This is a genomic window from Agrobacterium sp. rho-8.1, from assembly GCF_033957725.1.
GTDB lineage: Bacteria > Pseudomonadota > Alphaproteobacteria > Rhizobiales > Rhizobiaceae > Agrobacterium.
Genome location: NZ_CP192788.1, coordinates 1,681,450 through 1,702,038, shown reverse-complemented (window position 1 = coordinate 1,702,038; position 20,589 = coordinate 1,681,450). Strand labels below are relative to the sequence as shown.

Here is a 20,589-nt window from a genome sequence, read left to right as displayed (position 1 = left end):
GTGCCGATAGGCGAAACATAATCCAGCATCATTTCGTTTTTATAGTGTTGCTACGTCGTATTGGACGATTTTGGTAAAAATACCGCCCCCTATCTTGGCCTTGTTACGGAAATGTGAGAGTTGGGGACCAAATTTGCAATTTCGACGGCTGTTACCTGCCGTCATGGACATAAGCCATGCTTCGTCGCTTCTTCTCCTATTATCGCCCGTATCGCGGGCTGTTCATCATGGACTTTTCCTGCGCCGTTCTCTCGGGCGTTCTGGAACTCGGGTTTCCGATGGCGGTGAAGGCGTTCGTGGATGTGCTTCTGCCGGCGGGCGACTGGCGTCTGATCGTGCTCGCCTCCATCGGTCTTCTGGTCATCTATGTCATGAACACCGGGCTGATGGCGATCGTCACCTATTGGGGACACATGCTCGGCATCAACATCGAAACCGACATGCGCCGTCGTGCCTTCGACCATCTTCAAAAACTGTCCTTCGGCTTTTTCGACAACCAGAAGACCGGCCATCTGGTCGGGCGGCTGACGAAGGACCTCGAGGAAATCGGCGAGGTTGCGCATCATGGGCCGGAAGACCTGTTCATCGCCATCATGACATTTTTTGGCGCTTTCCTGTTGATGATGTCCGTCAATGTCCCGCTGGCGCTGGTGACCGCTGCCGTTGTGCCTGTCACGGCCTGGGTGACGAGCCGGTACGGCAGCCGCATGACCAACAATTTCCGCGCGCTGTATGGCCGCGTCGGTGCCTTCAATGCCCGCATCGAAGAAAATGTCGGCGGCATGCGCGTCGTTCAGGCCTTTGCCAACGAGGACCACGAGCGGGCACTGTTCGAGGCCGATAACCAGCGCTATCGCCAGACGAAACTCAGCGCCTACAAGATCATGGCGGCTAGTACATCGCTGAGCTATATGAGCATGCGCCTGACCCAGATGATCATCATGATCTGCGGTGCTTGGTTTGTGCTGACGGGTGACCTGACCAATGGCGGCTTCGTCGGCTTCCTGCTGCTCGTCAACGTCTTCTTCCGCCCGGTGGAGAAGATCAATTCCGTTATCGAGACCTATCCGAAAGGTATTGCCGGCTTCAGGCGTTTTACCGAGCTGATCGATACTGCACCCGATATTGCCGATGCGCCTGACGCCATTGAGGCACCGGCGCTGCGCGGCGAGATTGCCTACCGCGATGTCAGCTTCGGCTACAGTGACGGCAAGCAGGTGCTGCGCCATATCGAGCTGAGCATTCGCTCTGGTGAAACCGTAGCCTTCGTCGGACCGTCCGGGGCTGGCAAGACGACGCTGTGCTCGCTGCTGCCGCGGTTCTACGAGGTGACGGGCGGTGCGATCAGCATCGATGGCATCGATATCCGCAGGATGACATTGGCGTCGCTGCGCAGCCAGATCGGCATCGTCCAGCAGGATGTGTTCCTGTTCGGCGGCACCATTCGCGAAAATATCGAATATGGTCGCTTGGGCGCCAGCGATGCCGATATCTGGGATGCAGCGCGGCGTGCGAGGCTGGATGACGTCATCAAGGATATGCCCGAGGGCATGGAGACGGTGATCGGTGAGCGGGGCGTGAAGCTTTCGGGTGGGCAGAAGCAGCGCATGTCGATTGCCCGCATGTTCCTGAAAAATCCACCGATCCTCATTCTCGACGAGGCGACATCAGCGCTCGATACCGAGACGGAGAGGGCCATTCAGGCATCCCTGGGCGAGCTTGCCGCAGGCCGCACCACGCTGGTCATTGCCCATCGTCTGGCAACGATCCGCGATGCGACGCGCATCGTTGTCGTGGATGAAAGCGGCATCGTCGAGACCGGCAACCACCATGAGCTTTTACAGTCGAAAGGCCCCTACAGTCGTCTGTATGACGCCCAGTTCGGCGCGCAGCTGCTCGTCTAGTTCATTCCTTAAGGCTGCGCCGGCGCTTCGAGGCCGGGGTTGGGTTCGGGTTTGCCCGGATGCGCGCTGACAAGATAGGTGACGGCCACGCCTCCGGCTGCGACGATGAGCCCGAGAATGACGGCCACGGTAAAAATCCAAGGCTTCGATTTGCGCCGAGACCAGACGAAGCGCTTGCCTTTCAAAGGGTTCTTGTTCTGATATTCCGGTTCCAGATTTCCCGATTCAGCCATTTTTCTCTCCGATGTCGTTGTCTGTGTCTGAAAGCCAACGCGCAAGGGTGTGAGAAGTTCACTCATCGAACACCATGACCGTTTGCAGACTTGCCGAGGGGAAGCGGCGCGGTCATGGTGCAGAAAGGTCGAGCGATTTGCCTTAAGGGAGGACAGAGTTGATTGCCAATCCGCGTGCATTTCTGGAGGCGCTGTTTTTTGCAGCGGTGAAGGCCGCCGATCCCTATGAGGCGATCCTTCGCCATCTGCCGCCACCGCCGAAGGGACGCACCGTGGTGATCGGGGCGGGCAAGGCGGCAAGCCAGATGGCGCAGGCGTTCGAGCGTGCCTGGCCGCACCCTTTTGACGGGCTGGTGGTGGCGCGCCACGGGCCGGTGGCCGAATGCCAGCGCACCCGCGTTCTGCAATCTGCCCACCCGGTGCCGGACGCAGCGGGGCTTGGGGCAGCGAAGGCATTGATGGCGCATGTGGGCGGGTTGACCGAAGACGATCTGGTCATTGCGCTGGTGTCGGGTGGCGGATCAGCATTGTTACCGTCACCGCCGGACGGCTTTGATCTCAGCGACGAGATCGCGCTCAATGAAGCGCTGCTGGCGTCCGGTGCGCCGATTTTGGCCATGAATGTGGTGCGCAAGCATTTCTCCGGCATCAAGGGCGGGCGGTTGGCGGCACTGGCGCATCCGGCCCGCGTGGTCACGCTCGTGGTTTCCGATGTGCCGGGCGACAACCCCGCCTTCGTTGCCTCCGGCCCGACCGTGCCGGACGAAAGCGATGCTGCGGATGCCTTGCGGGCCATCCGCGATTACCGCATCGATCTGCCGGACCGGATTATCGACAGTATCCGCCATGCCGTGGCACCCAAGGCGGGCGAGGCGGTCTTTGCCGGAAATGCGGTGCACGTCATCGCCTCGGCGCGTGTGTCTCTCGATGCCGCTGCCAAGCTGGCGCGCAGCCACGACATTCATCCGCTTATTCTCTCCGACAGCATCGAGGGCGAGGCGAATGACATCGGCCGCATGCATGCGGCGCTGGCACGCGAATTTGCGGCCAATGGCGCCTTCGCCAAGCCCATGGTGCTGCTATCGGGCGGCGAAACAACGGTGACCATAGGCCACGGCACGTATGGCAGGGGTGGGCGCAACAGCGAATTCCTGCTGTCGGCGGCGCTCGATCTGCAAGGTGTTTCCGGTATCACGGCGCTGGCGGCGGATACGGATGGTATCGACGGGTCTGAAAACAACGCCGGTGCCTTTGCCGATGGCGATAGCGTGAGCCGCATGCGTGCCGCAGGCGGCGATGCGCGGGCACTGCTGTCCGGCCATGATGCGTGGTCTGCCTTCAATCTGACTGGCGATCTGTTTGCGCCGGGGCCGACGGGAACGAATGTGAACGATTTCAGGGCGTTTTTGCTGGGGTGATTCGCGAGGTGGCATTGGCGCCAGCGGCTGCGTGATCTTCCTCCCATCCTGTCAAAAATCCGGCCAGCCTTTCGCGCAGGCTTCGCCGTTCACGCGGCAGCATCTGCCCGTGGTTTGCTCTTTCTCTCGGTCCACGGCCGCTTGCGGCCATGTATGTCGGACGGGGCGCTGCAAGCTGCCTCGTTGGGGTAGAATAGAATTGGCACCTCTCAGCGCCCCGTTCAGCGGTTTGTGCCCGCCTGCGATCCTCTTGCCACGGCTGGCGCATCCCGGACGGCGAAGGGCCGAAACCCTGCCGGTTCACCGGTCGGACATGTTCAAGGTCCAACCCTTCACCTCCGGGCAGCAGAGAGCTTCGTTGCCGAAACGCCCCACCTGCCAGTTCGGCCACATCTGCCCTTTCTCCCCTTTCGAGGATACCGGGCAGATGCAGCGTTTGCCTGTGTACCGCCTGACTTTCGCTTCACACTCCTCGCGGTCGCGTTCGACCAGGAGCCGATGAGCTGTCGGTACACCCGGCGGCGGGCGGACAGGAGCGGCAGTGCCTGGATCTCGAAACCCGTCAGGATATTCGAGGCAGGCATGCCGATCCGGTCCGAACATCTGGCGCGGTGCACCGGCCGGTCCGAAACCGGTGCCACGCCCCACCCGTTGCCGCCGGGGGGATTCGCTGCCGGACCCCGGCGATGAGGGGTTGCGTACCCCTCACCACCAGCGCCGGTTCCGCCTCGCCGCAACGCCTTGCGGTGTATCCGAGGGCGGAACGGGACCATTGTGCGGGCGATTCGCACGCCGTGGAGAAAACTGCGGCGTGTTTTTTGCTGTTTTTCGCGGTTTTTAGGTAAGGTATTGATTTGGTTGGGAAGTAATTTTTCTAGCGTCGAAAATGAAAGCCGCACGTTCTGCGCTCGGATACACATGAATTTTACGCAGCCCTCACAAAGACATCGCCGTTGCCAACCCCATGGCCGTTACGCTACAGAAACCAACCGGGACGACAGTCGATGGCCAAAGGCCACATTTGCGGCATAGCCATGGAGAGCCGACATTATAAAGATTATGGTATTGCTGCACAGCGCCGTCGGCACCGACTGGCAGACGCCGCCGAAGGGCACCAGCCTGAAGACGCTGGGCGAAGCCGAAGAGCAGGGTTTCATTCAGATTCGCGGTGAATTCCAGAAACGCCAGTTTCGGTTGACGAGCATGGGGCTGGACTATGTCAACCGCGACAAGCGGCGGTTGGACGCGCGGCGGACGTGAACGGATCTGTTGGTTCAGGGCACATTTGAACGTGTGGTCGCCGTTTCAAGCTACTCCCTTGAGCAACGCCGCCGCCGTGCCGGCAGGATCGACCGCGATGACTTTCAGATGGGCGCGGGCGGGTGATCCGGTTCGCTGCGGGTTTTGCTCCCAATCCCGCAGGATGCCCAGGGGAATACGATAACGTGCGGCAAACTCTTCCTGCGTGAGACGAAGCGCGCGTCGGATGAGTCTGATCTGCAGCATGCGGGGGGAAGAGCACAATTGCTCCAGCGTCATGGGCTGGTTGTCGGGGTCAGTAAGCGCGATTGCTTCCGCGTTTTCTACGGGTATCCAGTGCATTCGTCGCCGCATATAATGTCGGCCGCCGTCTCAAGACCCTGAAGGGCCTCATGCCATCCGAGTTCAGCTGCGAACGATGGACAATCGAGCCCAATCGTTTCATCCTCAATCCAATCCATCAAATGCCGGGACCAAACAGCTAGTCGATATAATGGCACAGGGGCGGGCGGGGGCGACCCTTTTCGGTCGCCGACTGCCCTTCGAACCAGCCTGCACCCATCGCTATAAATCTTATCTCGTACCCCATCCAAGCATTGGGTGCTTTTCCACCGAGGATGTGTTCTGAAACCTCTGTGAATTTCCAGCTAGGGAAGCCGAGGCTTTCGCAGGTCGCCTCACCAGCGGCATCACCTCGGATCAGGTCACCAAAATGTTTCAGCAGAAGCTCGTGGCTCTTTTTGACCTCCGGCATTTGCGGAACCTCTGCGCAGTCGCCGCGCGTCACCATAAAGCCAGTTGGAGTGCGCAGCGGATCCGGGGAGAAGAACGAAAGGTCGCCGGATATCAGACCAGCGCTCAGAAAGCGCAGATATTCCTGATTGGCCTTGTCCGGAAGCCAACCTCGTGAAACTTTCAAGGCTTCGAACAGCGAAGGGCCATCAAGATAGCAGCCTTTGAATCCGTCCTCATCATGTGCGTCGATAGAGGAGGTGTTCTGAACGACCTCCGGATCGTCCACCGCGATCTCACTGATAACATTTGGTGGCTGGATTCGACATCTGTCTTGAGACAGCACGATCCAGTCACCTGTCTTGAGCGTCGTGCCGTCTGCTTCGGCATCTGCCTTGAGTTTTGCGATGATGGCGGGATCGATCTTCGCAGCCATCGCAGCCGACATCGTGGTGGGGCCAAGAGCGCAACCTTGGTCGATCAGAAACCGATCAATCAATCCATCGTCGGCATTCCCCGGCGAGACCGATGCGGAAAAGGTGCATGTCGCACCAAGCATCACGCGTAACCAGAAGCGGCTCATTCGGATCCCCATGATGTCCCTTGTTACATTTGAACTGAGCAGGGGCGCTTGGTCTGTCGTGACATCAACTCCAGCCCATCTCTCGTTTTGCGCATGCGATTACATCGACTTTTGATAGCGCGGTTGAGCGCTGCTTCAAAGTGGGAGCTACAACAGCGACAGAGTGAGCGGTGCAGCACCCATTTGTCGAACTCAAAACATCCAATTCCACCTTCTGACTATCCGGCGGCCTTCAGTGGGCTCAAGGTCACGTCGGTCGTATAGTTTTCGCGCATAAAATTGATGAAGTTCTGCTGAAATTGGCGTGTATGGGCGTGCGCGAGTTCGTCCGCACGTTCGACGTTCCGGTCACGGATCGCTTCCAGCATCTGGCTGTGTTCGTCCGTCAGCAGATAGCCTTCATGAGTGCGTTCGAGATACTCAAAATGAAGGTGCAGCATGCGCTGCCCTTGCGACAGGAGCTTTTCGTAGAACGACGCCAGATACTGGTTCTTACCCGCCGCCGCGATAGCCATGTGGAATGCCTTGTTGGCTTCCGACATCGATAGATGGTTTCCGGTTTTCACAGCGGCCGCGAATGCCTTGTCGCGCTTGGCGATCACTTTCAGATCCTCGTCTGTCCTCAGCGCGGCCGCCAGACGTGTGTTCATCCTCTGTGCGATATCGAGCGCTTCGACATACTTGGGGAACGCGACGACATCGATGGGCGAAACGATCGTGCTGCGGTTCGCCAGGGTTAGCACAAGATCTTCGGAACCCAGACGTATGAGAGCCTCCCGAACTGGAGCGCGCGACATGTTGAAGCGCTCCGCCAGCGTCGTCTCGTCAAGGAGCTGTCCCGGCGCCAGCGTGAGCGCGAGGATCTCGTTGCGCAGCGTTTCGTAAACACTTCTCGACCCTGTTCCACGTACGCGTTTCACTTCAATTTCGTCAGACACTTAGGTCCCTTTCTTTCGCAGTTGCGGCATAGGGCCAGAAATATGAGCGCTTCGCAACGTAATATTTACCCTTGACTTTGTCGACACAGTGTTGACAAATTACGTTCAGTCGACACGTTGACGACAGATAATAACATAAGAACGGCTTTAGCCGACGAGTGGAACAACGCGCTTCGCGCACAGCAAAGAGGAATGCCGATGCTTTCGAAGATCATAATGTCCGCGTTGCGGGCAATGCCGGCGCTTGCCCTGGTGGCAGGGATGTCGGCCACCTCCGCACACGCGCAGACTGCCGAAGGATACTGGCAGGGCGTCCAGAAGGCGGGGGTGCTGAAATGTGGCGCAGCCGTCGCTCCGCCGTATATTATGCGCGATCCGGCGACAGGGGAATATTCGGGCTTCTACGCCGATCTCTGCCGGGAATTCGCCGAAGCTCTCAAGGTCAAACCCGAATTCGTCGACACGACCTGGGATAACATCGTGGCGGGCCTGCAAGCGGGCAAGTGGGACGTGTCCCTGGCGCTTAACCGTACTCCGGCGCGCGCCATGGCGGTCCAGTTCTCGATCCCGGCGATGGAGTACCAGATCTCTCTTGCCTACAACAAAAACAATCCGAAAATTCCTCAAGGCGCGACGTCGGTCGCCGATCTCGACAAGGAAGGCGTCACGCTCGCGGTGATGTCAGGCACCGCGCAGGACAAGGCCATCTCGGCGGCGGTCAAGACTGCCAAGATCATGCGCTTGCCCGGCAACGACGAAACGCGCCTGGCGCTGACGTCCAAACGCGCAGACATCCTGGTCGACGCCTCTGACACCAACCTTCTTCTTACGCAGGCAAATCCAGACTGGGCGGTCGCTCTGAGCCCGACGCCGGCACTTGCGAAGCAGGGCGTGTCCTTCGGCCTGCCGCACAACATGGCGACCGCTGACGTCGAAGTCGTCAACATCTTCCTCGAAGAGAAGGTCGCAACCGGCCACGTGGACGACCTGATCAAGAAGGCCGTCGACGAAGTCCTCAAGACCTCGAAGTAACATTGCCAGCGGCGCCGACTTCCAAGTCGGCGCTGTCCCACACTCGATGTAAACCGAGATCGGCCATGACCATGTCTTTCAGTCCACCTCTCGTGAAAATGCAGGCTTTGCACAAGAGCTACGGCGACGGCGCAATTCAGGTGCTCAAGGGCATCGACATCGAAATGAAGCCAGGCGACCGCGTGGTCGTGATCGGCCCGAGCGGCGGAGGCAAAAGCACGCTTCTTCGCGTCATGATGGGCTTGGAACAGATCGATAGCGGGTCGGTCAGTTTCGACGGCAAACCCTACATCTCGTCGGAAGAGCGTGCCAAAAAAACCTCGATCGACACGACCGTCCGTCGTTCGATCGGTATGGTGTTCCAGCACTACACGCTGTTCCCGCATCTCAGTGTCATACAGAACCTGATGCTCGCACCGTGCAAGGTCCGCGGCGAACCGAGGGCGTCTGCGCAGGCCCGTGCGGAAGCACTTCTCGAACGGTTCGGCCTCGGTGCAAAATCGAAGGCCTACCCGGCCCAGCTATCGGGCGGACAGAAGCAGCGCGTCGCCATTGCGCGCGCCCTGATGCTTAATCCCAAGCTGATGCTGTTCGACGAGGTGACGTCAGCGCTCGACCCGGAACTTGTCAGCGAGGTCGAGCAGGTGATCATGCAGCTTGCCTCGCAGAACATGCCGATGATGATCGTGACGCATGACATGTGGTTTGCCAGAAACATAGCATCGCGCGTGATCTTCTGTGCCGGGGGCGTCGTCGTCGAAGACGGTCCGCCCGAACAGGTGCTTGGTTCTCCGAAGGAGGAGCGCACCAAGGAATTCATCGACCGCGTTTTCCACATCAAGCAATAGGAGGTGGCGATGGACTACAGCTTCGACTTCAACTCCATCACCTTTGCGCCGCTGATGCGGGGTCTTGTGGTATCGTTAGAGCTGACGGCCGCCGCAAACATCATGGGCATCATTGCGGGCTTCGGTCTCGCCCTGCTGCTGATGAGCCCTTACCGGCTTCTGCGCATGCCGTTCATGCTGTTTGTCGAGTTCTTCCGATGTACGCCAGCGATCGTCCAGATCGTCTGGATATTCTACTGCGTGCCCATGTTGTTCGACGTCTTTCTCGATCCCATCACAATGGGGGTGCTGGCGCTCGGTCTGAACCTGACCGCTTTCAATGCAGAGGCTTACCGTGCCTCGATCCAGGCGGTTCCCAAGGAGCAGATTGACGCCGGGATCGCTCTTGGCCTCAATCCCTGGCAACGCGTCCTCTACATCGTGTTTCCGACCGCCGTCCGCGCCTCGATCCCGGTGCTTCTGACCAATGGCATCGTCATTTTCCAGCAGAGTGCGCTCGTTGCCATCGTGGCGATCGCAGACCTGATGTACGAGGCGAAGTCGCTTGCGACGGAAACCTATCGTCCGATCGAAACCTTCACGGTCGTCGCTCTCATCTACTTCGCCGTATCGTTCCCCGTGACCCAGATCGTCGGGTTTCTGGAGCGCCGCCGTCAACTGCTCGCAAGCTAGGAAGTCCGGATGTCGCTCGATTTCTCAGTCCTCGCACGGTTCGAACATGCTCTTTTTCTGGGGCTCATGACGACATTGCAACTCACGGCGGTCTGCATCGTGCTCGGATGTACGCTCGGCTTCCTCACCGGCTTGGCACGCACATCACGCAGCATCGTTCTTCGACTGGTGTCAGGCACATACGTCGAATTCTTCCGAGGAACGCCCGTGCTCATCCAGCTTTTCTGGATCTTCTTTTGCCTTCCGTTGCTCCTCGGACTCGAACTCTCGAACTTTGCCTCGGGCGTCATCGCGCTGACGCTATACATGGGCGCGATCACCAGCGAGACCTTCCGGGCGAGCCTGAAGTCGATCGGGCCGGAGCAGCGAGACGCGTGCGTTGCCCTCGGCCTTCCCCCGAGAGTTCAGGTGGCCAGCGTCATTCTTCCTCAAGCCGTTTTGCGCGCGATACCGACGCTTCTGTCGAATTGCATCAGCCTCTTCAAAGAAAGCGCGCTGGTCTCGGCGGTCGGCATGGCGGACCTGATGTTCGTTGGCCAGAACATCTCGAACAACACGGCCCGGCCCGTTGAAGTGCTGACCGTGGTTGCTCTCATCTACTTCGTCATCGCCTTCCCGTTGACGCGCGCAGTCACGCTCGTCGAGGGACGCATTCTCAAGAAGCTCGCAATCTAGCAAGTCCGTACAGGAGAACAATTTCATGAAACTTTCCGGCGTCATGCCCGCTCTCGTCACCCCGTTCGACGCGAACGGAAAGGTGGACTTCAATGCCTACGAAAAACACCTGACCGCGCTCCGCGCAGCCGGCGTCTCGGGCTGGGTGCCCATGGGCTCGACAGGAGAATACTCAGCGCTTTCAAACGACGAGCGCCTCGAAGTACTCAAGTTCGTCAAGGATTTCGCGAACGACGATGAAATCCTGATCGCCGGTACGAACGCACCAGCGACCCGCGAAGTCATCGAGAACACTCTTCAAGCCAGGGAGATTGGCTATGACACGGTGTTGCTAGCTACGCCGTTCTACACCCGTCCGACGCAGGACGAGCTCCTCGCGCACTTCCAGACGGTATTGAAAGAAACGGATATCAACCTCGTCCTCTACAGCTACCCCTACAAGGACGGTGTCGAAATCGGTTTCGACATTCTGGACGCGCTCGCCGACGATCCACGGGTGCTCGGGATCAAGGAAAGCTCGGGATCGCTCCAGCGCGCGATCGATATCCACTCACGCTACAATGGCCGTATCGACCTCGTTTCCGGTTCGGACGACATTGCTCTCGACTTCATGTTCTGGGGTGCCGACTCCTGGATCTGCGGACCCGCGAACTGCATGGCCAAGGCCTGCGTCGATCTCGACCGTACTTTCCGTTCGGGTGACTTGAAGGCCGCGCGCGAGAAGATGATTGTTCTCTACCGCGCGATGAACATCCTGGAGAGCGGCAAGTTCGTGCAGAAGGTGAAGTATGGCTGCGAGCTGCAAGGGCTTCCCGTTGGTATCACCCGTGCCCCGCTCGGCGAGTTGACCGCCGAAGAGAAGGCCGAATTCAGTGCGGCAATGCAGCCTATCTTGAACTGGTAAGCGATTCAGACGGCCAGAAACCGCTCCGGCCGTCTCCACACTCCGAGGAAGTCAAGTGTATCAGACCATTGTCGTCGGCGCCGGAATCATCGGTACCGCTATCGCCTACCAGCTACAGCGTCGTGGAGAGACCGTGATCCTCCTCGATCGTTACGAGCCGGGGACGGGTGCTTCCTTTGGCAATATGGCGAGCATCGCCGTGACGGAGTTCATGCCCGCGTCCCGGCCGGGCATATGGGCCCAGATGCCGGGGTGGATGATGGATCCAGAGGGGCCGGTACGAATTCGGCCATCCTACATGCCCAAGCTCCTACCTTGGTTCCTGCGGTTCATCGCAGCCAGCCGGCCTTCCAAGCTTCGCGAACTGGAAACGGCGGGCGCAGTGCTATGCCGTCGCGTCTACGAAGACCTGGACGTCCTTCTCGCCGAGACCGGCCTCCAGCACATGATCTCAGCGGAGGGATGCCTCAGCGTCTACACGGACGAGGTCGAGTTCAAAGCCGACCGCGAACATATCGACATTCTCGACCGCTTCGGCTTCCGCTACGAGGTTCTGGGCGGCAACGCCATTCGCGACCTCGAACCGGACGTCACGACTAAAATCGGCAAAGCAGTGCTGTTTCCGGACAACCGTTCCATCTCGAATCCCTACGAACTGGTCGTTGCTCTTGCGGATCAGTTCAAGAAGCTCGGTGGAACCGTACAGTCAGGAGAAGTCGTGGGCTTCGAACACGAAGTCGATGGCGTCAGGGCCGTTGTCTTGAAGGACGGACGAAAGATTCAGTCGGGCAGGGTGGTACTCGCCGCGGGGGCGTTCACAGGGCGACTTTCGGCGATGCTCGACGAGCCAATACCGCTCGAAACGGAGCGGGGCTACCATACGCAAATCCAATCGCCCGGCGTTTCAATGCGTCACTCTCTCATCTGGCCCGCCCGTGCCTTTATGGTGACGCCGACAGCTGGAGGCATTCGCGTCGGCGGCACTGTTGAAATGGCAGGTCTCGACGCTGCTCCCGATTACCGCCGTGCAAAAGTTCTGGTGAAGCGAGCGAAGGAAGCGCTTCCAGAGCTGAAGGTGGAAGACGCTACCGAATGGATGGGCCATCGTCCGGCTCTTCCGGATACGGTGCCGGTCATGGGACGCTCCGCCAAGCGGAGCAATGTCTGGTACGCCACGGGCCATGGGCATCTTGGTCTGACCTATGGAGCCACCACAGCCCGTCTCATGACAGATCTCATTACGGGCGCGACGCCGCCCGTCGACATGAAACCCTATCGCGTCGACCGGTTCTGAACCGGGTGCGACCACCGAAGGCAAGGGAGCTGACAATGCGAACTGAACTCTACATTGATGGCAAGTGGGTGAAGCCGGTCGAGGGCGGCTCTTCCGCCGTGATCAACCCGGCGACCGAGGAAGTCATCCAGTCAATCTCCATGGCCACCGCAGAGGACGTCGACATCGCCGTCAAGGCCGCCCGCCGTGCGTTCGACAGGGGCGGGTGGCCAAAACTTACCGGTGCGCAGCGCGCCAAGTATCTTTATGCGATCGCGGACGGTATCCGAGCCCGGCAGGCCGAGATCGCCAGGCTCGAAGTCCTCGACAACGGCAAGCCGTTTCCCGAGGCCGACTGGGATATTGCAGACGCGGCCGGGTGCTTCGACTTCTACGCCGGTCTGGCCGAACAGCTCGATAACAGTCCGGAAGAAATCGTCTCGCTTCCAGATGATCGCTTTACCTCGAAGGTGGTCAAGGAGCCGATCGGCGTTGCTGGCGCGATCATCCCTTGGAATTTCCCACTGTTGATGGCGGCGTGGAAGGTCGCTCCTGCGCTCGCCGCCGGCTGTACGGTGGTGCTCAAGCCCGCCGAACTCACCTCGCTGACGGCATTGGAACTTGCCGCGATCGCCGATGAGGTAGGACTTCCTCCCGGCGTTCTGAATATCGTGACGGGATTGGGGGCCGTTGCGGGCCAAGCAATCATCGACCACAAGGGCGTCGACAAGCTCGCCTTTACCGGTTCCGGCCCAGTCGGTTCGAAGATCATGGCCGCCGCGGCCCGCGACATAAAACGCGTCAGCCTCGAGCTTGGCGGAAAGTCTCCCTTCGTCGTCTTCGAGGACGCCGACCTCGATGCTGCGGTCGAGTGGGTCATGTTCGGCATTTTCTGGAACCAGGGGCAGGTCTGCTCCGGTACTTCGAGGGTTCTCGTTCAGGAGGATATCTACGATAGATTTCTTGCTCGCCTCATCGAAGAGACCAAAAAGATCAAGATCGGCAGCGGCCTCGATGAAGGGGTGCTTCTGGGACCGTTGGTTTCGAAAAAGCAGCTCGAGAATGTCACGGCTGCGATCGAAGGCGCACGCAAGGCAGGCGCTACGATTGCCTATGGAGGCGAACGTCCGGAAGGGTTTGCCAAGGGCTACTATCTGCAGCCTACGATCCTGACAAACGTGCCGCTGGAGAGCGACGCCTGGGTCGAAGAGATATTCGGACCAGTCGTCTGCGTTCGGCCTTTCAAGACTGAGGAAGAGGCGATCGAACTTTCGAACGACTCGCGCTTTGGTCTTGGCGCGGCAGTGATGTCCAATGACGACGAGCGTGCCGAGCGGGTCGCGTCGGCCTTCCGCGCCGGCATCGTCTGGATCAATTGCTCACAGCCGACATTCACCGAGGCGCCGTGGGGTGGCTACAAGGAATCGGGAATAGGTCGGGAACTCGGCCGCTGGGGTCTCGATAACTATCTCGAAACCAAGCAGATCACGAAGTACGTCACCGATAAGCCCTGGGGCTGGTATATCAAGTGAGATATCCGGGCATGAAATTCCGGAAGCATCTCGACCTTCTCCTGGTTCATTGCCAAGGAGAGCTTGGCCACGTCCTCGTCGGCGGAGCACCGGAGATTCCCGGAGCGAGCATGCTGGACAAGATGAACCACATCAACAGTGTAGACGACAGTCTCCGCCGGTTCGTCACCTTCGAGCCCCGCGCGCATGTTGCGATGTCGGTAAACCTGTTGCTCCCGCCGACCCGACCGGACGCTGACGCCGGCTTCATCGTGCTACAGGCTGATCGCGCCCATCCCATGTCTGGCAGCAACTGCATCTGCGTCGTCACAGCTCTGCTGGAGACGGGTCTGGTTCCAATGGCCGAACCAGAGACGACGGTCAGGCTGGATACTCCGGCGGGACTGGTCGTGGCGCACGCCCGATGCGAGGACGGCCGTTGTGTGAGCGTCAGCCTCGACAACGTGCCAAGCTTTGCGGAGCTTTTGGACCATGAGATCGACACTCCCCAATGGGGCCGCATCAAGATCGACGTCGCCTTTGGGGGCGTTTACTACGCGCTCGTGGACGTCGGGCAGATCGGACTAAAAATCGAGCCCGTCAACGCACGCGAACTTGCGGAAGCTGGGATCGAGCTGAAGCGGTTGATAGCGGGGCAAGTGAAGGTCGCCCATCCAGTGTTGCAGGGCGTCGACGAAATCGCCTACGTGATGTTTCGCGACCGAGATCCGGATGGTGCGGTACGAACCTGTACGACCCTCCAGCCCGGCCGTGTCGATCGCTCTCCATGCGGCACCGGGAGCTCGGCGAACCTCGCTACACTTATGGCGCGGGGCCTCGTCGCGGTCGGCGACACCAGACTATCAAGATCCATCATTGGCGGCGAGTTCGTTGTGGAGGCCGTCGGCGAGACGGTTGTTGCTGGTCGCAGGGCGGTGCTGCCGAGGATCACAGGCAAGGGATATGTCTATGGCCGAACCGACCTCTACGTGTCGGACGATGATCCGTTTGCAAGCGGTTTTGCGCTTTCCGACACTTGGGGGCCGCAGATTGGCCTCCTGAAATGAACTGAGGACATGAAGAAGGCACCGAATCGATCACGGAACCCATGACATGCGTACTCCTGACACAACCAACGCGATTCAATCCGAAACACGTGGCGGATCGTTTTTCAACGGGTTAGCCGGAGGCCCACGCTCGTGTCGCGAGGCTGTCCTATCTTTCTGATTCGCATGTGACTTTCAGGACGCAGCGCGGTTTCCTCTGCAACTCAATTGAAACGGGAGGTCTGCTATGACCAAGCGCGAATTGATCGATACCGGCACTGACAAGCGTTATGTTCGTCGAGACGAAGATGGAAAGTTCAAGGAGAGCGTCGGCGTCTCCCGCTCACTTTCTGTCATCGCCCGCGTGAGGTTGGTAATGGCATCGTCGACACGAACAGATATTTTGATGATGCATGGTGCAGAGGATAAGACAATTCCATCCGCGGCGACGACGGTTGCGTCTGGCCAATTGCGAACGGCGAGCTTCACCGTGACGTCCAACATCTATCCTGGGGTCGGTCACACCATATCGTTGGAGGAGGCAACGTACACCGTCATGTTCCTTCGTGAAGGCTTCAAACAGCGACATGACGGTGTACGTTCGACCTCCATTTCTTGACTGGTTGTCCAGGCGCGGTTAGACGGAGTTGGCCAACAGGAGTCGATGACCATGGACATTGCTCACCGATAGTCCGGACCAGCATCATTGAGGTCGCGCGTTGCAACGCCGCGAATTATCACTTGTCATTCACACTTTAAGGATTCACTCATGCCCAGACTTGAGGGGAAAACCGCACTTGTAACCGGGGCTGCGCGCGGCATCGGCGCAGCTATTTCCCGCGCTTTCGCTGACGAAGCGGCGAACGTCATTGTCACTGACAGAGACGTAGAAGGCGGCCGAGATACAGCAAAGGCCATTGGAGCGACGTTCGTGCGACTTGATGTGTCCTCGGAAAACGATTGGATGGAAATTGCCCGTCAGTTTCCCAGGATTGACGTGGTTGTCAACAATGCCGGGATCACGGGGTTCGAGGTACCAGTCGGCGGCACTCCGCCTGCTCATGATCCGGAAAACGCTGAACTTTCCGATTGGCGTGCCGTCCATGCTGTCAATTTGGACGGGACTTTCCTCGGCTGCCGTTATGCCATCAGAGCCATGCGGGAAAATGGTGCGGGGTCGATCATCAATATCTCGTCGCGCTCGGGCTTGGTTGGAATTCCGATGGCTGCGGCCTATGCCTCATCCAAGGCGGCAGTTCGTAACCACACCAAGAGCGTCGCTCTCTATTGCGCCAGTCAAGATCTGAACATCCGCTGTAACTCGATCCACCCGGCCGCCGTGATGACCCCCATGTGGGAGCCGATGTTAGGCACAGGACCGGATCGCAAGGACCGCGAGGCCGCATTGGTCAGGGACACACCCATGCGCCGTTTTGGTAGGCCGGAGGAAGTCGCTGCGCTGGCTGTGTTGCTGGCTTCCGACGAAGCCGCCTATATGACTGGAGCCGAATTGACCATCGATGGCGGCATTCTTGCGGGATCAGCGGCGGCGCCGGTGAGCTAAAAAAGTGACAGCGCCTGGCTATCATGGGCCGTTGCAGGCCAACTCGATTATAGCCACCTTGCTCGTTTAAAGCGGTAATACAGAACGCCGCAGAGAACGAGAATGACAGCCAGAACGACGTAATACCCGTATTGCGACTTCAGCTCGGGCATGTTCTCAAAGTTCATGCCGTAAATGCCAGCGATTGCCGTTGGCACCGCCAGTATCGCCGCCCATGCGGCGAGCTGTCGCGTAATCGCGCCTTGCCGCTGTTGCTCCAGAAGATTTGCGGCCTCGAATACGGATGTCACGATCTCACGCAGCCCGATCACCATGTTTTCGACACGCCGAACATGATCGTGGACGTCCTTGAAGAAGGGCCTGGCATTGTTGTCGACGCAGGGCAGTTCAAGGTGGGCGAGCTTGCTGGCAACTTCCGCCATCGGACCCATCACCCTCTGGAACTTGATAACTTGCCTCCGCATTCGGAAGATTCTGCGGATCTGCTCCGGCTCAAGGAAGGAAACGAGAACGTGTTTCTCGATCTCCAGAACCCGGTCTTCTATCGTTTCGACCAAAGGGAGATAACCATCGACGATGAAATCGAGGATTCCGTGGAGGACGTAGTCTGGACCATGCGAGAGAAGCTGTGGTGCCTGCTCGAGCTGTTCACGGAGTTTCTGGTGTGAGCGTGCCGACCCATGTCGCACGGTGATGACATGGTTCTGACCGACAAAGATACAGGTCTCGCCATAGGCGATCCTGTCGTTTTCGAGATACGCGGTCTTGGCGACGACGAATAGCTGGTCGCCATAGATATCAACCTTGGCCACCTGTTTGCCATTCAGCGCGTCCTCGACAGCAAGAGAATGAAGGCTGAACATCGCCTTCAAACATGCCATCTCTTCGACGGTCGGATCGGTCAGCCCGATCCAGACAAAGTCGCCTACGTTTGTGTCGAAGGGCTGCGAGGAGAGTGCGACGACATCGCTACGCTTACCGTTGTGATAGAGATAGGATGCGACGACTGTCATCTTTTTCCGTTTAAGCTGTTATGCACGAGGCAATATAGGTGAAGACTTCGAGGAATGAATACACGCGATGCTGACGTGAAGGTAGCGCTCTTAGATCTGTCGGCGAGGATTTACGCGTTCTGCCACTTAAACATGAGGACTGACAAGACGGGTATGACAGCGATCAAGTCCCGATCAGGGCGTACGACCTCGACGCTGCTGTTGCTATGATTTCTACGGCTATAATCTTTTCAGCAAGTGCGCCTCCGGCGCTCCGCTCAACGACGTGAGACCTGCTCTCTTTTACGGAATTAGGTAGCAACTGCCACCAGACTCTCCGCTACTGAACTCTTTGGATCGCATCGATCCAAGGAGTGATTGCGCATGTTCTCAACCCCGGAAGAACTGAAGAATAGCGGCGAAATTGGCGTTCGTCTCACCGTCCAAACGGAGGAAACGTTGACGCGCATGCCTTTGCCTGTCGGCGCACAGCGTCCGCGACGGCCTTCCTGTTCGCCGCGTCAGCGGTTCGGCCAGCGTCAGCTTTGCGTCGGCCAACCGCTTCTTGATGAGGGCGACATCCCCCGTATCGATCCGGGCTCCGATCGCCATGCGCTCCAAACGCGGCAAACCCGAACAGTTGATGATCGACGCCACCCATTTGAAGGGTAGCTCCCTCGAACTGATTGATGGTATCGGCTCGAACATGTCGCCAGTGGTCGGTAGTGATTGCTCGTGCCGTTCCGGACCATATTGCACCGGTCGGCGCGGAGGGTGCAATTGCATGATGGATGGAGGCTCGAAAAAGCTATCTTGGAAATAGAACAGATCACTGTTCGTAGCGTGCCTCATCGCGCTCCAAAAAGCTTAAATAACTTTTGGCCTGACATACCGATCAAGAGAAAAAAAGATGACGCAGAATTAAATCTTTAAGAACGGGAATAAAAAGCTCCCGTGCCACGTATACTAAATCATGGACCCGAAGAACCGACCGTTTGACGTTATTGGACAGCTATCGAGCCTGAGGCGCTATGCACGTTCACTCGTGCGAAATTCCAACGATGCAGACGATCTCGTTCATGACGCGCTTGTCAAAGCATACGAGCGCCAAGGCTCGTTCAAAAGCGGTGGCAACCTGCGCCAATGGCTTCTGTCCATCCTGCACAATACGCATATCGACCGGTACAGATCAGCCTCCGCTAGACAGCGTAGAGATGACATCGTTTCGGGGGACTCATCGCTATCCTATCCAGCGCCGCAAGAACAGAGCGCGTATCTGTCACAGGTCAAGGACGCATTCATGCGCCTGCCGGACGAACAGCGTGAAGCACTCCATCTGGTGGCCATTGAAGACCTGTCTTATCAGGAAGCAGCCGGTACGCTTGGCATTCCTATTGGAACCCTGATGTCACGGGTATCGCGTGCCCGCGCGGCGTTGCGTTCCGGCGAGATGCCAAACCAGCCCCGCAACCATCTTAAAATCGTAGGAGGCGGCCATGAATGAGCACGACCCCGTCCAAGACTTCGATCTCAATGCCTATGTCGATAACCAGCTCGATCCGGCAGGTCGCGTGCGTGTCGAAAAACATCTTGCCAATGATCCTTCAGCAGCGGCGAGAGTTATGGCCGACCTTGCGATGCGAGGTGCCTTGCGACTGGCTCTTCAGGGCGACGAACAACTACCGCGACCTCTGAAGGATGCCGCTCATCGTCTGTCCGATGCCCTTTCACGCAAGCGCATGTGGTCGAACCTTCAGCGCGTTGCGGCCGTCGGCATTCTGGTGACCACCGGATGGATCGCCAATTCCATCATCGGTCCGTTCGCTGCAACGGATGTCGTCGCATCGGTCCACCCACCTGCCTTTGTCGAACAGGCGATCAAGGCGCATCAGACGACGCTCATACGAGCAGGCATGCCGTCACAGCCGGAGGTCAAAGACTTCGATCCTGAAGACATCCGGTCAGCGACGGCTATCACGATGCCAAAGCTACCAGACGACTGGGAAGTCGTTGATGTTCAGGTATTCCCCTCTGACTTTGGCCCGAGTGTCGAGATGAGCATCGTGACGCAGGAGGGCACGCGCATGTCCCTGTTTGCAGTGCGACCGGGGACATTCACGGTCAAGCCCGTCGTCAACGTCAACATCGCCAGTTCCGAGGCTGCTTACTGGCAAATCGGCGAGATCGCCTACGCGCTCGTCGCAAGCGCACCGGATACGGGACTGGCTGACGAGGCCGAACTTCTCACGAGATCGTACTTCTAAAACAGACACAGGAGCTTTCATGTACAACAACGAACGGCGCTACGGCGCAACCACGCTCCAATCCGGAGCAGCCTTGGACGAGGGCCTGCGCCAGCACATGCTGCGCATCTACAACTACATGGGTCTTGGCCTTGTGGTTACCGGTCTCGTTGCACTCATCGTCGGCAGCACGCCTGCGCTTTACGTGCCGATCTTCTCCACACCTCTCAAATGGGTGGTGATGCTGGCACCACTGGCATTCGTCTTCTTCTTCACGTTCAAGATGCAAACCATGTCGGCTTCCGCTGCGCAGATGACCTTCTGGGCATTCTGCGCCGTCATGGGGCTTTCACTGGCATCGGTGTTCCTGGTGTTCACAGGGGCCAGCATTGCCCGGACATTCTTCATTACGGCCACGATGTTCGGAGCCACCAGCCTCTACGGTTACGTGACGAAACGCGATCTTTCCAAGTTCGGGTCATTCCTGATGATGGGTCTGATCGGTGTCGTGATCGCGTCGGTCGTCAATATCTTCCTTGGCTCCAGCGCCCTGCAGTTTGCGATTTCGCTCATCGGTATCGTCGTGTTCGTCGGTCTGACGGCTTACGACACGCAGAATATCAAGGAGCAGTATGGCGAACACGCAGATCACGAATCCCAGCAGAAAATGGCGGTCTTCGGCGCTCTCTCGCTCTACCTGAACTTCATCAACATCTTCCAGCTTCTGCTAAACTTCACCGGACAGCGTGAAGAGTAATTTC

At 58.5% G+C, this 20,589-nt stretch carries 23 protein-coding genes and 1 pseudogene; 17 read left to right on the top strand and 7 right to left on the bottom strand.

Annotated elements, in window-relative coordinates:
- The first annotated feature begins 176 nt into the window (after window positions 1–176).
- Window positions 177–1,904: an ABC transporter ATP-binding protein gene (locus RMR21_RS08540; RefSeq protein ID WP_498667509.1), complete on the top strand. Its 1,728-nt coding sequence runs from the start codon at window positions 177–179 to the stop codon at window positions 1,902–1,904.
- A gap of 8 nt (window positions 1,905–1,912) precedes the next feature.
- Here the strand turns inward: RMR21_RS08540 and RMR21_RS08535 are convergent, their stop codons facing one another.
- Window positions 1,913–2,137, bottom strand: coding sequence for a hypothetical protein (locus tag RMR21_RS08535; protein WP_498667508.1), 225 nt, complete (start codon window positions 2,135–2,137; stop codon window positions 1,913–1,915).
- 158 nt (window positions 2,138–2,295) lie between these two features.
- Between RMR21_RS08535 and RMR21_RS08530 the strand changes: the two genes are divergently transcribed.
- Entirely contained in the window at window positions 2,296–3,555 is a 1,260-nt protein-coding gene (locus RMR21_RS08530) for a glycerate kinase type-2 family protein (RefSeq protein ID WP_498667506.1), read from the top strand.
- A 300-nt stretch (window positions 3,556–3,855) separates the two neighbouring features.
- On the opposite strand, the gene RMR21_RS08525 is transcribed toward RMR21_RS08530, so the two are convergent.
- Window positions 3,856–4,203, bottom strand: coding sequence for a hypothetical protein (locus RMR21_RS08525; protein ID WP_498667505.1), 348 nt, complete (start codon window positions 4,201–4,203; stop codon window positions 3,856–3,858).
- Between the two features lie 411 nt (window positions 4,204–4,614).
- Here RMR21_RS08525 and RMR21_RS08520 point away from each other — a divergent pair, with 411 nt between their 5' ends.
- Window positions 4,615–4,815: a hypothetical protein gene (locus RMR21_RS08520; RefSeq protein ID WP_498667504.1), complete on the top strand. Its 201-nt coding sequence runs from the start codon at window positions 4,615–4,617 to the stop codon at window positions 4,813–4,815.
- A 45-nt stretch (window positions 4,816–4,860) separates the two neighbouring features.
- Here RMR21_RS08520 and RMR21_RS08515 read toward each other — a convergent pair whose 3' ends face one another.
- Window positions 4,861–5,157, bottom strand: a complete 297-nt coding sequence (locus tag RMR21_RS08515; protein WP_498667502.1) for a helix-turn-helix domain-containing protein — start codon at window positions 5,155–5,157, stop codon at window positions 4,861–4,863.
- On the opposite strand from RMR21_RS08515, the pseudogene RMR21_RS08510 reads away from it, so the two are divergent.
- Window positions 5,157–5,300 (top strand): annotated as a pseudogene (locus RMR21_RS08510) (IS481 family transposase); the annotation flags it as partial. The gene RMR21_RS08515 and the pseudogene RMR21_RS08510 sit on opposite strands and share 1 nt — an antisense overlap.
- Here the strand turns inward: RMR21_RS08510 and RMR21_RS08505 are convergent.
- Together RMR21_RS08505 and RMR21_RS08500 are read right to left on the bottom strand one after the other, a co-directional pair.
- A complete protein-coding gene (locus tag RMR21_RS08505; protein ID WP_498667501.1) occupies window positions 5,297–6,130 on the bottom strand; it encodes a hypothetical protein in 834 nt (277 codons plus the stop codon). The pseudogene RMR21_RS08510 and the gene RMR21_RS08505 sit on opposite strands and share 4 nt — an antisense overlap.
- A gap of 218 nt (window positions 6,131–6,348) precedes the next feature.
- Window positions 6,349–7,068, bottom strand: a complete 720-nt coding sequence (locus tag RMR21_RS08500) for a GntR family transcriptional regulator (RefSeq protein ID WP_498667500.1) — start codon at window positions 7,066–7,068, stop codon at window positions 6,349–6,351.
- A gap of 198 nt (window positions 7,069–7,266) precedes the next feature.
- Here RMR21_RS08500 and RMR21_RS08495 point away from each other — a divergent pair, with 198 nt between their 5' ends.
- From RMR21_RS08495 to RMR21_RS08450, 10 genes are all read left to right on the top strand, one after another.
- On the top strand, window positions 7,267–8,100 hold the full coding sequence (locus tag RMR21_RS08495; protein ID WP_498667498.1) for a substrate-binding periplasmic protein: 834 nt from the start codon (window positions 7,267–7,269) through the stop codon (window positions 8,098–8,100).
- A gap of 65 nt (window positions 8,101–8,165) precedes the next feature.
- Window positions 8,166–8,948, top strand: a complete 783-nt coding sequence (locus tag RMR21_RS08490) for an amino acid ABC transporter ATP-binding protein (RefSeq protein ID WP_498667497.1) — start codon at window positions 8,166–8,168, stop codon at window positions 8,946–8,948.
- A 9-nt stretch (window positions 8,949–8,957) separates the two neighbouring features.
- Complete coding sequence (locus tag RMR21_RS08485; protein ID WP_498667496.1) at window positions 8,958–9,620, top strand: amino acid ABC transporter permease; 663 nt, start codon at window positions 8,958–8,960, stop codon at window positions 9,618–9,620.
- Between the two features lie 9 nt (window positions 9,621–9,629).
- A complete protein-coding gene (locus tag RMR21_RS08480) occupies window positions 9,630–10,295 on the top strand; it encodes an amino acid ABC transporter permease (protein ID WP_498667495.1) in 666 nt (221 codons plus the stop codon).
- A gap of 25 nt (window positions 10,296–10,320) precedes the next feature.
- Window positions 10,321–11,199: a 4-hydroxy-tetrahydrodipicolinate synthase gene (gene dapA, locus RMR21_RS08475; protein WP_498667494.1), complete on the top strand. Its 879-nt coding sequence runs from the start codon at window positions 10,321–10,323 to the stop codon at window positions 11,197–11,199.
- 55 nt (window positions 11,200–11,254) lie between these two features.
- Window positions 11,255–12,493, top strand: a complete 1,239-nt coding sequence (locus RMR21_RS08470; protein ID WP_498667493.1) for an NAD(P)/FAD-dependent oxidoreductase — start codon at window positions 11,255–11,257, stop codon at window positions 12,491–12,493.
- Window positions 12,494–12,528: 35 nt separating this feature from the next.
- Entirely contained in the window at window positions 12,529–14,004 is a 1,476-nt protein-coding gene (locus RMR21_RS08465) for an aldehyde dehydrogenase family protein (protein ID WP_498667492.1), read from the top strand.
- An 11-nt stretch (window positions 14,005–14,015) separates the two neighbouring features.
- Window positions 14,016–15,050: a proline racemase family protein gene (locus tag RMR21_RS08460; protein WP_498667491.1), complete on the top strand. Its 1,035-nt coding sequence runs from the start codon at window positions 14,016–14,018 to the stop codon at window positions 15,048–15,050.
- Window positions 15,051–15,276: 226 nt separating this feature from the next.
- Window positions 15,277–15,648 carry a hypothetical protein gene (locus tag RMR21_RS08455; RefSeq protein WP_498670239.1) on the top strand — a complete coding sequence of 124 codons (372 nt, stop codon included), beginning with the start codon at window positions 15,277–15,279 and terminating at the stop codon, window positions 15,646–15,648.
- Window positions 15,649–15,798: 150 nt separating this feature from the next.
- On the top strand, window positions 15,799–16,593 hold the full coding sequence (locus RMR21_RS08450; protein ID WP_498667490.1) for an SDR family oxidoreductase: 795 nt from the start codon (window positions 15,799–15,801) through the stop codon (window positions 16,591–16,593).
- 47 nt (window positions 16,594–16,640) lie between these two features.
- Here the strand turns inward: RMR21_RS08450 and RMR21_RS08445 are convergent, their stop codons facing one another.
- Window positions 16,641–17,606, bottom strand: coding sequence for a magnesium and cobalt transport protein CorA (locus RMR21_RS08445; protein WP_498667489.1), 966 nt, complete (start codon window positions 17,604–17,606; stop codon window positions 16,641–16,643).
- 369 nt (window positions 17,607–17,975) lie between these two features.
- On the bottom strand, window positions 17,976–18,437 hold the full coding sequence (locus tag RMR21_RS08440; protein ID WP_498667488.1) for a hypothetical protein: 462 nt from the start codon (window positions 18,435–18,437) through the stop codon (window positions 17,976–17,978).
- Between the two features lie 121 nt (window positions 18,438–18,558).
- Between RMR21_RS08440 and RMR21_RS08435 the strand changes: the two genes are divergently transcribed.
- From RMR21_RS08435 to RMR21_RS08425, 3 genes are read left to right on the top strand one after another with little or no spacing between them, the layout of a single operon-like run.
- Window positions 18,559–19,089, top strand: coding sequence for a sigma-70 family RNA polymerase sigma factor (locus RMR21_RS08435; RefSeq protein ID WP_498667487.1), 531 nt, complete (start codon window positions 18,559–18,561; stop codon window positions 19,087–19,089).
- The gene (locus tag RMR21_RS08430; protein WP_498667486.1) at window positions 19,082–19,849 is read left to right on the top strand and encodes an anti-sigma factor family protein; all 768 of its coding nucleotides are present in this window, start codon (window positions 19,082–19,084) and stop codon (window positions 19,847–19,849) included. The genes RMR21_RS08435 and RMR21_RS08430 overlap by 8 nt, the downstream gene beginning before the upstream one ends.
- Window positions 19,850–19,868: 19 nt before the next feature.
- Window positions 19,869–20,585, top strand: a complete 717-nt coding sequence (locus tag RMR21_RS08425; protein WP_498667485.1) for a Bax inhibitor-1/YccA family protein — start codon at window positions 19,869–19,871, stop codon at window positions 20,583–20,585.
- The last annotated feature ends 4 nt before the right edge of the window (window positions 20,586–20,589 follow it).

What these genes read in the sequence shown, in the direction of transcription:
- RMR21_RS08535 (WP_498667508.1), bottom strand. Translation starts at nt 2,137, where the DNA reads ATGGCTGAATCGGGAAATCTGGAACCGGAATATCAGAACAAGAACCCT.
- RMR21_RS08445 (WP_498667489.1), bottom strand. Translation starts at nt 17,606, where the DNA reads ATGACAGTCGTCGCATCCTATCTCTATCACAACGGTAAGCGTAGCGAT.
- RMR21_RS08440 (WP_498667488.1), bottom strand. Translation starts at nt 18,437, where the DNA reads ATGAGGCACGCTACGAACAGTGATCTGTTCTATTTCCAAGATAGCTTT.
- RMR21_RS08495 (WP_498667498.1), top strand. Translation starts at nt 7,267, where the DNA reads ATGCTTTCGAAGATCATAATGTCCGCGTTGCGGGCAATGCCGGCGCTT.
- RMR21_RS08505 (WP_498667501.1), bottom strand. Translation starts at nt 6,130, where the DNA reads ATGAGCCGCTTCTGGTTACGCGTGATGCTTGGTGCGACATGCACCTTT.
- RMR21_RS08465 (WP_498667492.1), top strand. Translation starts at nt 12,529, where the DNA reads ATGCGAACTGAACTCTACATTGATGGCAAGTGGGTGAAGCCGGTCGAG.
- RMR21_RS08540 (WP_498667509.1), top strand. Translation starts at nt 177, where the DNA reads ATGCTTCGTCGCTTCTTCTCCTATTATCGCCCGTATCGCGGGCTGTTC.
- RMR21_RS08425 (WP_498667485.1), top strand. Translation starts at nt 19,869, where the DNA reads ATGTACAACAACGAACGGCGCTACGGCGCAACCACGCTCCAATCCGGA.
- RMR21_RS08480 (WP_498667495.1), top strand. Translation starts at nt 9,630, where the DNA reads ATGTCGCTCGATTTCTCAGTCCTCGCACGGTTCGAACATGCTCTTTTT.
- RMR21_RS08485 (WP_498667496.1), top strand. Translation starts at nt 8,958, where the DNA reads ATGGACTACAGCTTCGACTTCAACTCCATCACCTTTGCGCCGCTGATG.
- RMR21_RS08455 (WP_498670239.1), top strand. Translation starts at nt 15,277, where the DNA reads ATGACCAAGCGCGAATTGATCGATACCGGCACTGACAAGCGTTATGTT.
- RMR21_RS08460 (WP_498667491.1), top strand. Translation starts at nt 14,016, where the DNA reads ATGAAATTCCGGAAGCATCTCGACCTTCTCCTGGTTCATTGCCAAGGA.
- RMR21_RS08520 (WP_498667504.1), top strand. Translation starts at nt 4,615, where the DNA reads ATGGTATTGCTGCACAGCGCCGTCGGCACCGACTGGCAGACGCCGCCG.
- RMR21_RS08490 (WP_498667497.1), top strand. Translation starts at nt 8,166, where the DNA reads ATGACCATGTCTTTCAGTCCACCTCTCGTGAAAATGCAGGCTTTGCAC.
- RMR21_RS08430 (WP_498667486.1), top strand. Translation starts at nt 19,082, where the DNA reads ATGAATGAGCACGACCCCGTCCAAGACTTCGATCTCAATGCCTATGTC.
- RMR21_RS08450 (WP_498667490.1), top strand. Translation starts at nt 15,799, where the DNA reads ATGCCCAGACTTGAGGGGAAAACCGCACTTGTAACCGGGGCTGCGCGC.
- RMR21_RS08435 (WP_498667487.1), top strand. Translation starts at nt 18,559, where the DNA reads ATGGACCCGAAGAACCGACCGTTTGACGTTATTGGACAGCTATCGAGC.
- dapA (WP_498667494.1), top strand. Translation starts at nt 10,321, where the DNA reads ATGAAACTTTCCGGCGTCATGCCCGCTCTCGTCACCCCGTTCGACGCG.
- RMR21_RS08515 (WP_498667502.1), bottom strand. Translation starts at nt 5,157, where the DNA reads ATGCACTGGATACCCGTAGAAAACGCGGAAGCAATCGCGCTTACTGAC.